This window comes from Geofilum rubicundum JCM 15548 (assembly GCF_000974365.1).
Classification (GTDB): Bacteria; Bacteroidota; Bacteroidia; order Bacteroidales; family Marinilabiliaceae; genus Geofilum; species Geofilum rubicundum.
The window spans coordinates 1-12,695 of record NZ_BAZW01000026.1 but is presented as its reverse complement, the minus strand read 5'-3'; the positions used below and the strand labels follow the sequence as shown (position 1 = coordinate 12,695).

The following is a 12,695-nucleotide window of genomic DNA, read 5'->3' as shown; positions in this document are numbered from 1 at the left end:
CCTTCGACTCCCGGACAAACAGCGCGGGCTTTTATACGGCAACCATCCTTCATTTTTTAACGATATTTCTCGAAGGCGGTAAGTTAGCGATATACCGACGCTGCATCATTTGCAATTGGGGCGCTAAAAAGGGCCGCTGCTACCGACAATTTTCTTTACGGAAATTATCTGAGGCAGGAAAAACTTCTGGTTTTACAGAAAGTATGTGTTCACGCTGTTCACTTCGACTCCCGGACAAACAGCGCGGGCTTCTTTACGGCAACCATCCTTCATTTTTTAACGATATTTCTCGAAGGCGGTAATTTACCGATATACCGACTCTGCATCATTTGCAATTGGGGCGCTAAAAAGGGCCGCTGCTTAACTGTTATTTCCTGAAGGCAGTTGCCGAAGGGCTTTTGCCACAGCCTATTTATTGGCTTTGGCCCAGCTGTCGCGCAGTCCCACTGTTTTGTTGAATACGAGCTGGTCGGGTTTTGAGGCTTTGTCTGCCGCAAAATAGCCGAGGCGCTGAAACTGGAAGTTGTCCAATGGCTGAACATTGGCCAGAAAGGGTTCCAGTTTGCAGTTCGGCAGGATGGTCAGGGATTCTGGATTAAGGAATTCCTTAAAGTCCTTGTCCTTGTGCCCGTCCGGCTCTTCATCCATAAACAGACGGTCGTACAACCTTACTTCGGCATCTACGGCATGTTGGGCCGATACCCAGTGCAGGGTACCTTTGACTTTGAGTCCGGAGGTGTCGGAGCCACTGCGTGAATCCGGGAAATAGGAACAATAGATTTCTGAAATCGTCCCGTCTGCCTCCTTTTTGAAATCGTCACACTGAATGATGTAGGCGCTTTTGAGGCGGACCTGACGGCCCGGGCCCAGACGGAAAAATTTCTTCGGGGCATCTTCCATGAAATCGTCCCGCTCGATGTAGATTTCCCGGCTAAAGGGAATGGTCCGCTGGCCCATGCTTTCGTCTTCGGGGTTGTTGACGGTCTCCATCATTTCCACCTGTCCCTCGGGGTAGTTGGTGATGATGAGTTTGATGGGGTTCAGCACGGCGTTGACGCGCATGGCTTTTTTGTTGAGGTCTTCGCGCACGCAATATTCCAGCAGGGCAATGTCGATGACATTGTCCCGACGGGCCACGCCTACCCGGTCGGCAAACATGCGAATCGATTCCGGTGTGTAGCCTCTGCGACGCAAGCCCGAAATGGTCGGCATGCGGGGATCGTCCCAACCGGATACGATGCCCTTTTGCACCAACTCGAGCAGCTTGCGCTTACTCATGACGGTGTAGTTCAGGTTGAGCCGTGCAAATTCAATTTGACGCGGGCGAACTGAAGGGGTTTCTCCCTCCAGTATCTGATCTAAAAACCAGTTGTAGAGGGGACGGTGGACTTCAAACTCGAGGGTGCAAATGGAGTGGGTGATGCCTTCGAGGAAATCGCTCTGTCCGTGCGTAAAGTCGTACATCGGGTATATGCACCACTGGTCGCCCGACCGGTGATGATGGCGGTGCAAAATGCGGTACATGATGGGGTCGCGCATGTGCATGTTGGGTGAGGCCATGTCGATTTTAGCGCGCAATATTTTTTCACCATCTTTAAATTCGCCGGCTCTCATGCGGGCAAATAAATCGAGGTTCTCTTCCACCGACCGGTTGCGATAAGGACTCTCTTTACCGGGTGTGGTGGGTGTGCCCTTTTGGGCAGCAATATCTTCGGCGTTGAGCTCACAGACGTAAGCCTTGCCTTTCTTTATTAAGAGAACGGCCCACTCATAGAGTTGCTCAAAGTAATCGGAGGCATATTTGGGCTCCCCTTCCCATTCAAAACCCAGCCATTTGATGTCTTCCTGAATGGAATCCACGTATTCCACCTCTTCTTTGGTGGGGTTGGTATCATCGAAGCGCAGGTTGCAGCCTGCCTTATAATGCTTGGCAATGCCAAAATTCAGGCAAATGGATTTGGCATGTCCGATGTGTAAATAGCCATTGGGCTCGGGTGGGAAACGGGTCAGTATTTGCCCTCCGTTTTTACCCGCTGCCAGATCTTTGTCTATTTCCTGAAAAATAAAGTTGGTTTTAACTTCTTCAACGCTCGGTTTTGATGCTTCGTTACTCATAGTTGGTGTCTTGTAATTACAGAACACAAAAGTAAAAGATTTTGACCGCAAACTGCTTTTTTCAGACAAAAAGATGAGACAGTCGGTCAGCTTGTTGTATTTTTATGCCGTAAAAATGATATCCAATATTTTTGCCAAAGAACACGAAGGGGAGGGATGTAGCCAAGGCTTATTATTGATTCATACATTTGGTTGTTTTTAAATAAGTGTCATTGGCGTTATTGACTGCGTCAATCTTCGATTGGTGGAAAAAAATATTTAACATGCAGACTTTATATAATATAGGTATTGGTCTTTTTGGTTGGGTAGCCCGACTGGTAGCTCCGTTTAACAGCAGAGCGGCTTTGATGACGAAGGGGCGCCGGCAGGTATGGGATCAGCTGGCCGGCAGTGATCTGCGCGGACAGGTGGTGTGGGTGCATTGTGCCTCCCTTGGGGAGTTTGAGCAGGGACGTCCCTTGATTGAGGCCATCCGGGAGGCCCATCCCGAGTACAAAATTGTGCTGACTTTTTTTTCGCCTTCGGGTTACGAGGTGCGGAAAAATTACGATCAGGTGGATGTGGTGGTTTATTTGCCGGCAGACACCCGAAAAAACGCGCAGCGTTTTATCCGGGCCATTCATCCCGACCAGGTTTATTTCGTGAAGTATGAATATTGGTTCCACTATTTTAGTCAACTCAAACGTGCCCATATTCCTTTGTACAGTGTTTCTTCCATTTTCAGGAAAGAGCAGGTTTTCTTTCGTTGGTATGGTGCCTGGTTTCGGCGTATTCTGACATGCGTTACCCGTTTTTATGTGCAGGATGAACCCTCGGCCCGATTGCTCACAAGCATTGGCCTTTCGAACCATGTGGTGGCGGGGGATACGCGTTTTGACCGGGTGGCGGCCATTGCGGCCAGTGCGGCGGAGGTGCCTGTTATCGCCGATTTTGCCAGAGATGCTCAAGTGCTGGTGGCTGGTAGTTCCTGGCCGCAGGATGAGGCTATTCTGGCAGAGTTTCTCAACCATGCTGCACCAAATGTGAAATGCATTGTGGCGCCGCACGAAGTGCACGAATCGCACATCACGCAGCTGCTGGGGCGTTTCAAGGTGCCTGTTTGCCGTTATTCCCAACTGAGTGGGGCCATTCCGGCCGATGCCCGGGTATTGGTTATTGATACCATCGGACTGCTGTCATCCATCTACCGTTATGGCAGTGTGGCCTATATCGGGGGCGGTTTTGGCAAGGGCATTCACAACACATTGGAGGCGGCGACTTATGGCATGCCGGTGATTTTTGGTCCCAACCACAAAAAGTTTAAGGAGGCCATGGATTTAATTGAGCAGGGGGCCGGCTTTCCCATTTCGGATAAGGCCGACTTTCTTAAAGTGATGGATCAGTTCTGGTCGCCGGGCTCTGAAGCTTCTTTGAAGGCTTCCGGTGATGCTGCACATCGCTATGTTCAAAGTATGTGTGGGGCCACTGAGCGGATATTGAAGGAGACGTTTTAAAAAAACAACCGACATGAGATTTCATGCCGGTTGATCTTCCTTAATTGGTGGTTGTGAAGGTAATCGATGTCGTCACGACCGGGATATTTGCAGGCCCGTTTCGCTGATGCGCATATCCACGAAGCGGGCTTTGTTGTTGGGGGCCTGGGCCTTGAGTAATTGTTGGATGTTTTGGGCGGCTTCGGTGTCTTTGGCACAGATCAGCAGGTAGCCGCCACCTCCGGCGCCCAGTAGCTTGTAGCCATAGGTGTAAGGTTCTATCCGGTTGAGAATGGATTGTATCTCAGGTGTGTTGGTGCCCTTGTCGAGTTGATTGTTGAGTTGCCACGACCGCCCAATCATTTGGGCCGTTTGCCGGTAATCGCACTTCTGAATGGCTTCGGCGGTTTGTTGGGCATGGTCCTTGATCGTGTCCAGAATGCGCAATTTTTCTCCATCGTTCAGGTACATGCCCTGAACAATTTCTGAGAGTATGTTTTTGGCTACCCGGGTGATGCCCGTGTAGTACAGCAGCCAATTGTTTTGGTATTCGGGGGCTTTGAAGAGACGGTCGGGCAGCCAATGCGCACGGACTTCATTCTGCATGCCGGGTGTTGAATGTAGCAGCTTGATGCCGGGCAATATGCCACCGTACTGGTCCTGCCACCCGCCGCCGGTGGTCAGCATCTGCTCTAACAACAGGGTGTTGTGACAAAGGGCGGAGTGATGCCAATCCAGAGCGCAGAAATCGGATAAGGCACCCAGAATGGTCGCGGCCAGGATGGAGCTGGTGCCCAGACCAGAGCCTTTGGGAATGGCTACCAGCAAGGATATTTCAATGCCTCCGCCAAATTCTTTTAGCTGGTCTTCCAGCGATGGGTATTGGGTGGGACCATAGTTGGGATGGAAACCGGCCAGACACAAAGCGGCCCGGGGAATGGAAAACGCGGATCCCACCTTGGTATAATCCACCAACTCATTGTAGTTGGTAATGGTTTCTGAAACGCCGTTGTCAATGCTTCGCAGGGTAATTTCCGGCTTATCTGACAATCGGATAAATACTTGCAAAGGGGGTTGGCCATTGAGATCCACCGCGATGTTGACCACCGAACCGCCGCTTTGCAGGCAATAGGGCGGCGTGTCGCTCCAGCCGCCGGCCAGATCGAGGCGGGCCGGACTGCGGGCCCAGACGATCTGGTCGGTAAATACGCTGAGTCTCGGGACGGTGGGGTGCTGCACCGATTTCAGAAAGGCCTCGTGAATGGCGTGGTAGGCCTGGTTTTCAAAGGGGACGCTGGCTTTACCTGATACACGGGCATGCTCTGCCCGGAACATCCTGTCGCGGGCCATCAGCAAAGGATCTTCCGTTGGTTGTGGTGAGGCGGGCAGGTCGAGTCCCGATTGATAATAGGTCTGCGCCAGTATTTTCAGGTCGCTTTGGTAAAAGATGCTTTTTTGATAGTTGGCGGCCAATTTGGGGAGGGTGGAATGTGCGAAGATCGCTCTTTGTCGGAATAGGGTCACTAAATCGGCCCGTTCATTAAGGCCGGTGGCCGAAACTCTTTCGGATGAAAGCCACAGGGCTTTCATCTCCTCGTTGCTATTCTCCCCGGTCATCCAGCCAATGAGTTCCGGTCTGAGCCGGGATTTTTCAGTGATCGGAAAAAGCGGTGCATCCTGAATGTCGTCAGCCGGTGAAATGCCGGCCTCCTCAAGGGTCAGGCCTCTGGCACTCAACCACAGTTGAAGCGCCTGCCCCATCCACAGGGCCGCCTTTGCTTCTCCGCTGAAAGTGTCATCCATGCCATAGGGGCGGATGGCCACCTGTGCATCATTCAGAGGAACCACATCCAGACAAATACCCGCTGGCAGATGCAGCGACCAGTCGTTTGGAGGGATGCCTGTCAGGATATGGTGATGTTGGAGTTGCCATCCACTGGCGATGTGACTGTTCTCGACCCAAATGTGGTGGTTTTGTTGGGTGAAGGGCTTTTCGGTAACGGCATTTTGCACAAACAGGGAGGGGTGCGGTTTTACTCTGTTGTGCCAAATGGCGCGCTGATCTTTTATCCTGTTTTGAATTTTTTCGGTGGAGGTGATGAGTTCCAGATTGGTGCCGTAGTGATAAAATTCTCCTTTCTCAAGGGGGACAATGGCCACGGATAAATCGGAAAGTTCGGCATCAGAAACGGAGGGGGCAGTGCCCAGGGCCAGACCAAATTCGCTGTACAGATCGTAAGGGGCAGGAATTTCGTTTTTGAATTTACGGTCGTCCCACTGACATTTTACCATGAGACGCTCAATGGCCTTGTCGCTCAATATCCAGACACCCGCATCCATCAAAAACAGGTGGGTGGCCGAAAGTTCCTCTATCTGACGGTGATTGGGTTTTTGCAACATAAAGGCCAGTTCGTTCTGCCTGGTTCTGGGTGTGAAAAACACGCCGTGCCGGGAGGCTAGGTGCGGATCGGCCCAGATACCCAGACAAATGATATCGGCCTCGGGCAAATGGTTGAAGTGCTCACCGGGAAGGATCAGGATATCGCCACTGGCGATAAGGGTATGGTTGTTTTTTGGCGCCACTTCTAAAAGTTCTTTGTAAAAAGGCTCTTGTAAATCGAGCAGGTTTTGCTGCAGGTTTTGACCGCGGCTCCAGCGGAAGACCGGAATGGGGCTCAAAACTTTTCCGGAGGGGGCATAGGCCGGCAATCGACGGCTTTGTCCACCCGCATGAATGATGATTTTTTGGCTCGCTCGGAGGTAGGAGCTGAAGTCTGTTGTGCCCATTTGTCTGAAATGCTTCGCCAACAACCAGGCGGTTCCGCCGCCGGAGCCAATTCTGGCGCCTGCCGGATCTGACAAGGCAAAGTGGGTCGCTCTTTTCTCAGGAAAAAGTGCGGTGAAGGAGCTACACAGGTTTTCGGGTACGGATATTAATGTATGCATCTGGGTGGTGTTTTGTTGATTTACAAAGATAGGAGCCTTGGCTGATTCTCAAAATATAAAAGACGATCCGTGCCCTAATGGACGACATTTTGGTCCCGGTTTATATCAGGAGATGATTTATTTTTGTAGTCGACAATTTTTGGGATGAGGTTTATGTGAGGTTTTATTCTAGGCGTGTGGATCAAAATAGTATATTTTTGAACTTGGAAATTAATTCAAATGATTGTTAATTTACGTCGTTTTTTAATGTGTATTTTTTACACTTACCATAAAAGAAAATAATGTTCACACCTAAAATTTATATCACAATGAAGAAGAATTGGATGGTAAGCCTGGCTGTTGCAGGCTTAATGATGGGGTGTTCGTCGGCACAGGGGGATGAAGCGTCAGCTAAGGTTGAGCGCATCCCGGAGGTTGAAGAACTCCTTGCACAGATGACTGTGGAGGAAAAAGTGGGCCAAATGGCTCAGCTAACGGTGGATGTATTGACCGTTGGTGAGGATGCTTTTAGCACCACCGAGCCTTTGAGACTCGATGAAGAAATGACCCGCAAGGCATTGGTTGAATACGGGGTGGGTTCTGTTTTGAATACCGCCGGAAACCGTGCCCGTACGCTGGAAGAGTGGCACACCATTATCAGCCAGTTGCAGGATGTGGCCATGAATGAATCGCGCCTGGGCATACCCGTTTTATATGGGGTGGATGCCATTCATGGAACGACCTACACGGCCGGTGCTACTTTCTTTCCACAGCAAATTGGACAGGCGGCCAGCTGGAATCGTGAATTGGTGCGTCGAGGTGGTGAAGTAACGGCCTACGAAACGAGAGCATCCGGCATTCCCTGGAATTTTTCACCCGTATTGGATATGGGGCGCGACCCACGTTTTCCAAGGATGTGGGAGACTTTTGGGGAGGATGTTTATCTGGCTTCTCAGTTGGGGATTGAAATTGTGAAAGGCTATGAAGGTGATGATAATGATGTCAGTGATCCCACAAGGGTGGCTGCTTGTTTGAAGCACTATCTGGGCTATGGTACGCCGCTGTCGGGTAAGGACCGCACGCCTGCCCTGATTCCTGAAATTGAACTGAGGGAACGTCATTTGCCGGCTTTTGAGGCGGCTATTGAAGCCGGCGCGCACACCATTATGGTAAATTCCGGATTGATCAATGGCGTGCCTGTGCATGCCAGTTACCAAATGTTGACGGAACTGCTGAAAGACGAGCTGGGCTTCACGGGATTGGTGGTGACCGACTGGAACGATATCAATAATCTTCACAACCGCGACCGGGTGGCCAAAGATGCCAAAGAGGCTGTTAAGATGGCCATTAATGCCGGTATTGACATGTCGATGATTCCTTATTCACTCGACTTCTGTGATTATCTGGTGGAGTTGGTAAACGATGGGGAAGTCCCCATGGCCCGCATTGACGATGCCGTCCGCAGGATTTTAAATACCAAGCATAAACTGGGATTGTTTGAGACACCGGTTACCCATTATGAGGACTATCCGTTGTTTGGCAGTGAGGCCTTTACCGATGACGCCCATAAAATGGCGCAGGAGTCGATGACGCTATTGAAAAATGAGGACCAGGTTTTGCCGCTTCCGAAGGACGCCCGTATTTTGGTGACCGGTCCCAACGCCAACTCGATGCGTGCCCTCAACGGCGGTTGGTCTTATACCTGGCAAGGTAATAACATCGATGATTTTACGGCGGATTATTCAACCATTTTGGATGCCATTACAGCCAAAGTAGGTGCTAACAGAGTGGTGTTCAGGGAAGGCGTGCGCTACGATAACGCTGCCAGTTACTGGGTTGATGAGGCTTATGATATTGCAGGAGCTGTCAGGGCGGCTGCCAGCGTGGACTATATTGTTTTGGCGCTGGGCGAAAATACCTATACCGAAAAACCGGGTGATTTGCACGATTTGACGCTTTCAGAAAATCAGTTGGCCTTGGCGCAAGCTTTGGCCAGAACCAGAAAGCCCATGATTTTGGTGTTGAATCAGGGACGTCCGCGCATCATCCGCTCCATTGAGCCACTCATGAAAGGTGTGATCAATGCCTATTTGCCCGGTAACTATGGCGGTCTGGCGGTGGCTGATGTTCTGTTTGGTGATGTTAATCCCAGCGGGAAACTGCCTTTTACCTATCCTTTGTATGCCAATTCCCTGGTGACTTATGATCATAAGCCTTCTGAGCACCAGGCGCGTATGTCGGGTGTGTACGACTATGAATCGGATTTTGCCATTCAATATGCCTTTGGACATGGCTTGAGTTATACGACTTTTGAATACAGTAATTTGTCGTTGAGTAACACAGAGCTGGGCAAAGATGGCAAGATCGATGTAAGTGTAACGGTGACCAACACCGGTGAGCTGGAAGGAAAAGAAGTGGTTCAGTTGTATACTTCTGATATGTATGCTTCCATAACACCCGATGTTCGTCGACTCAGGGCTTTTGATAAAATTAATCTGAAGCCGGGTGAGGAAAAAACATTGACTTTTTCATTGACACCTGCGGATATTTCCTTTATCAATGAAGGGAATTCAAGGGTTACTGAGTCGGGAGAATTTGAGGTACATGTGGCTGAATTAAGCGCGAAATTTAACTATACGGAGTAGCCGAAGGAGGATACGCCTATAGAGGTTTAAAGAATGAAGCCATTATCGGATATAACCGATAATGGCTTTATTCTTTTTGTTTGTCATGTTTAATGGAATTTTAATTACAAATTGTTTAATTTTACCAAGCTAAGTTACTGATCTACCCAAAGAATTATGAATTTTATCCGATTTGCTCTTTTTCTCCTTGCTGCTTGTTTGGCTTCAGGCGCCGCGGCATCCATTGTCCCGGAGGAATCAAAAAGTAATGCGCTTTCCCTCGCTGAAGATATAATCATTGAAGCCATTGAGGTGAATCCTCAAGAGGCCGTGCACCTTATTGATTCGCTTGTGCTGTTGGAGGACTATCATCCGGATTTGGTAGGTGGGATGATGGCCTACTATAGAGGGGAACTGAGTTATTCGCTGGGACAGTGGCCGGAAGCGGGTGAACACTATCAAAAGTCCATTGATTCTTTTTTGTTGATTGAAGACTCCCTTAAATTGGCCGCAGCTTACAACAATCTTGGATTGGTGCAATCATTTCAGGGCAATTACGACCAAGCATTGGCCGCGTATTCGGCCTCGCTTGAGGTTGAGATGGGACTGGAGAATGCCGTTGGAATCGCTCAATGTTACCAGAACATGGCCATTGTATTTGCGGCTGGTGATCAGGACGGAAAGGCCCTTGAATTCTATAACAATGCTTTGAATGTCTATATGGATGAAGAGGCCTTGGAGGATGCCGCTGGTGTTTATAACAATATGGCGGCTATTTACTCGGAGGATGGGGTTTTTGATAAGGCGGAAGTTTATTACAATCAGGCCATTGGGATATATCAGCGCTTGCGTAACGGCCAAAACGAAGCCAGAGTGCTGTGCAATATGGGGGCCATGGAAATGCGCCAGGAGAATTATGAAGAAGCCAGCCATTTAATTGAGCGGGCCTTGTTTTTGTTGAAAGCAGAAGGGGATAAGTTGGGGGAGGTGAATGCCTATAGTATGCTGGGGGATTTGTATAGCAGTAAGCGGGATTACCACCAGGCGGTTTTTTTGTACCAAAGAGCGGAAGAGTTGGCGGAAGAAATGGGGATGAAGGATGTCCGCATCAGGAATTTGTTGTCCCTCTACGCTGCGTATAAGAATATTGAGTTATGGCAGGATGCTTTGCATACCTACGAACTTTATTCTGAAATTAAGGAAGAGATGATGCTTGAGAATCCGGATTTTAGAAGCGGAACCCTAAGCATGGAAATGGAGCAGCGCATGGCCGATCGGGATTATCTCATATATAAGGCTCAAATCAGGGAGCGTATTTTTTGGGGAATCATTGTGGTGGTGAGCTTGTTGGCACTTTTGGGTTTTTGGATGTCTTCTGTGCGACGAAAGCGACTGACAGACCAAAAGGAGATGGATGTCCTGAAGAAGCAATTGATGATGCAAAAGGTCAATCCGCTTTTCGTTTTTAATGTGCTGAACTCTTTAAAAAACAGCATTTCTGAACATAAAAGCGAAGATGCCTTAAGGCAGGTGGATAATGTGTCGGCCCTCATTAAAAAGATGCTGGAGCATTCATGTGAGGAGCTCATTCCCCTCAGTCAGGAAATCGAGTACTGTAAATCTTTCATAGCCGTTCATGAACAGCAGATGAAGAAGGCCATTCATTTTAGGGTGGAATGCAACATGGCCCATAATACTGAAGAGATTATGGTGCCTTCGATGATGACTCAGCCCTTTCTTGAGCATGCTTTGAGCCATGGGGACCATTTGGCTTGCGCCACTGAAACCAAATTGAATCTGGCTTTTGTGCGACGGGGCAATGTGCTGGATGTGATTATTGAGGACAATGGTGTCGGAATGGACAGCTATAAGAATGTTGAGCTGGAACAACGACACAGGACTATGGGGCTGGCCGTTACTTTGGACCAACTGAGAAGTCGGAAACGAAACAGGAATGGCGTCAATGGTTTTGGTTGTTTTATGACCGAGGAGCGTTTTGATGGCGACAAAAAAGAGGGCCATCGTGTCCGTTTTAGTCTGCCTTTAATGATCAATTAGGATCATCTGGCTTATTTCCGACCGAAATCGGCCGGGATTTCGCCCCATTTCGCGGTGTCCCATTTTAGAAGTGCTTGTTCCCAGGTGTTGCTCTGCAACCATTTTTCTGCCCGACGCACCAGTTCAAAAAGAGGTTTTGTCGTGGCATCGATCGGGAGTTTCGACCCGCATTTCTTCTTTTTTACCCAGCTGAGGGCCGTCATGGAATCGGTATAAACCGGGATGTTTATTTTTCTGCGTTGTAGTTCTGCCAATCCATGTACAATGGCCAAAAATTCACCAATGTTGTTGGTGCCCAGGGGAAACTTTTGAATAAACCATTCCTGTCCTGTTTGGACATGCACGCCTCTGTATTCCATGACACCCGGATTTCCGCTGCAGGCGGCATCTACCGACAGGCTGTTGGTGATGGGCTGTCCCATGGAGACGCTGGTTGTGGGCCTGATTTTCGAGGGTTTTCTGCTGAAAGAAGGTCCATTTTTCAGAGCCGCATCGGCTTCCTCCGGGGAGTTGAATTTCTTATACGACGCTTTTTCGAAACCGAACACCTGGGCTTTACAATCGTCCCAGGTTTTATAGATGCCCGGTTTTCGGCCTGTCCAGACCACATAGTAGGCTTTTTTGCTATACTTTTGACTCATGAGCGATGTCGCTTTTCGGTGGAGGGGGTTTAAAGTTTTGAGAGGAAGTCCGACAATAGTGTGGCAAAGTTAGACATGAACAGTCGAATGGCCATGGCCATCAGAATGATGCCGAAGAACTTTTTCATCACATAAACACCGCCACCGCCTATGATTTTTTCAATTCGATTGGTGTAATGAAGGACGAAAAAGACGATGACAATGTTTAGAAACAGGGCGGTAATGATAGTCGACAATGCAAATTCGGCCCTAAGTGCCAGAAGGGTGGTAAACGAACCGGCACCGGCCACCAGCGGAAATGCAATGGGTACAATGGATGCGCCGGCCGGAGAGTCATGTTTGAAGAGTTGGACACCCAGTATCATTTCAATGGCCATGATCATGAGAATGAAGGAGCCGGCAATGGCAAAGGACGAGAGATCCACCCCAAAGAGCCCCAGCAAGGCTTCCCCCACAAACAGGAAGACGATGAGAATAACAAAAGAAATGGATGCGGCCTGAAATCCATTGATTTGTCCGCCTTTGTTTCGAATATCCAGAACAATGGGTATGGAACCCAAAATATCTATCACGGCAAAAAGCACAATAAATGCCGACAGCATTTCCATAAAATTAAACTCAGTCATGGCCAAAAAATTTGCCTCAAATGTAGCAATTTTGGCCGTGCGGCAGACCGAAGTCCCCATGATTTTTTCAGCATCCCCCAATCCCGGTTGTCAAAAATCCCCGTCATCGTTTCCAACAACACCCACCCCCGCTACCCCTCCGCACCCGCCAACCCTCCGCACCCGCTCAACCCCATCGACCCATCCAACCCTTAATGCCCTTCACACCCCATCAACCCATCCCGCTTCGCTCCG

At 49.3% G+C, this 12,695-nt stretch carries 8 protein-coding genes; 4 read left to right on the top strand and 4 right to left on the bottom strand.

Features of this window, described 5'->3' with window-relative positions; all coding sequences use genetic code 11:
* Positions 1 to 408: 408 nt before the first annotated feature.
* The gene (locus tag JCM15548_RS12110; RefSeq protein WP_062125749.1) at positions 409 to 2,115 is read right to left on the bottom strand and encodes a glutamine--tRNA ligase/YqeY domain fusion protein; all 1,707 of its coding nucleotides are present in this window, start codon (positions 2,113 to 2,115) and stop codon (positions 409 to 411) included.
* Between the two features lie 263 nt (positions 2,116 to 2,378).
* On the opposite strand from JCM15548_RS12110, the gene JCM15548_RS12105 reads away from it, so the two are divergent.
* The gene (locus JCM15548_RS12105) at positions 2,379 to 3,608 is read left to right on the top strand and encodes a 3-deoxy-D-manno-octulosonic acid transferase (protein WP_062125677.1); all 1,230 of its coding nucleotides are present in this window, start codon (positions 2,379 to 2,381) and stop codon (positions 3,606 to 3,608) included.
* A 72-nt stretch (positions 3,609 to 3,680) separates the two neighbouring features.
* Here the strand turns inward: JCM15548_RS12105 and JCM15548_RS12100 are convergent, their stop codons facing one another.
* Positions 3,681 to 6,563 carry a bifunctional fucokinase/fucose-1-phosphate guanylyltransferase gene (locus tag JCM15548_RS12100; RefSeq protein WP_262487036.1) on the bottom strand — a complete coding sequence of 961 codons (2,883 nt, stop codon included), beginning with the start codon at positions 6,561 to 6,563 and terminating at the stop codon, positions 3,681 to 3,683.
* Between the two features lie 278 nt (positions 6,564 to 6,841).
* On the opposite strand from JCM15548_RS12100, the gene JCM15548_RS12095 reads away from it, so the two are divergent.
* Positions 6,842 to 9,157 carry a glycoside hydrolase family 3 N-terminal domain-containing protein gene (locus JCM15548_RS12095; protein ID WP_062125673.1) on the top strand — a complete coding sequence of 772 codons (2,316 nt, stop codon included), beginning with the start codon at positions 6,842 to 6,844 and terminating at the stop codon, positions 9,155 to 9,157.
* Positions 9,158 to 9,313: 156 nt separating this feature from the next.
* Positions 9,314 to 11,194 (top strand): tetratricopeptide repeat protein, encoded by a 1,881-nt coding sequence (locus JCM15548_RS12090; protein ID WP_062125671.1) that lies wholly within the window; start codon positions 9,314 to 9,316, stop codon positions 11,192 to 11,194.
* A gap of 11 nt (positions 11,195 to 11,205) precedes the next feature.
* On the opposite strand, the gene JCM15548_RS12085 is transcribed toward JCM15548_RS12090, so the two are convergent.
* Both JCM15548_RS12085 and JCM15548_RS12080 read right to left on the bottom strand, forming a co-directional pair.
* Complete coding sequence (locus JCM15548_RS12085) at positions 11,206 to 11,835, bottom strand: ribonuclease H1 domain-containing protein (RefSeq protein WP_062125669.1); 630 nt, start codon at positions 11,833 to 11,835, stop codon at positions 11,206 to 11,208.
* A gap of 29 nt (positions 11,836 to 11,864) precedes the next feature.
* The gene (locus JCM15548_RS12080; RefSeq protein ID WP_062125747.1) at positions 11,865 to 12,461 is read right to left on the bottom strand and encodes a MarC family protein; all 597 of its coding nucleotides are present in this window, start codon (positions 12,459 to 12,461) and stop codon (positions 11,865 to 11,867) included.
* Here JCM15548_RS12080 and JCM15548_RS24005 point away from each other — a divergent pair.
* A partial coding sequence (locus JCM15548_RS24005) for a hypothetical protein (protein ID WP_227625760.1) occupies positions 12,460 to 12,695 on the top strand: 236 nt, incomplete at its 3' end. The two genes, JCM15548_RS12080 and JCM15548_RS24005, sit on opposite strands and share 2 nt — an antisense overlap.

Bases quoted from the DNA above. Each gene is read 5' to 3' on its own strand.
- JCM15548_RS12110 (WP_062125749.1), bottom strand. From the start codon at position 2,115: ATGAGTAACGAAGCATCAAAACCGAGCGTTGAAGAAGTTAAAACCAAC.
- JCM15548_RS12105 (WP_062125677.1), top strand. From the start codon at position 2,379: ATGCAGACTTTATATAATATAGGTATTGGTCTTTTTGGTTGGGTAGCC.
- JCM15548_RS12095 (WP_062125673.1), top strand. From the start codon at position 6,842: ATGAAGAAGAATTGGATGGTAAGCCTGGCTGTTGCAGGCTTAATGATG.
- JCM15548_RS12085 (WP_062125669.1), bottom strand. From the start codon at position 11,835: ATGAGTCAAAAGTATAGCAAAAAAGCCTACTATGTGGTCTGGACAGGC.
- JCM15548_RS12090 (WP_062125671.1), top strand. From the start codon at position 9,314: ATGAATTTTATCCGATTTGCTCTTTTTCTCCTTGCTGCTTGTTTGGCT.
- JCM15548_RS12080 (WP_062125747.1), bottom strand. From the start codon at position 12,461: ATGACTGAGTTTAATTTTATGGAAATGCTGTCGGCATTTATTGTGCTT.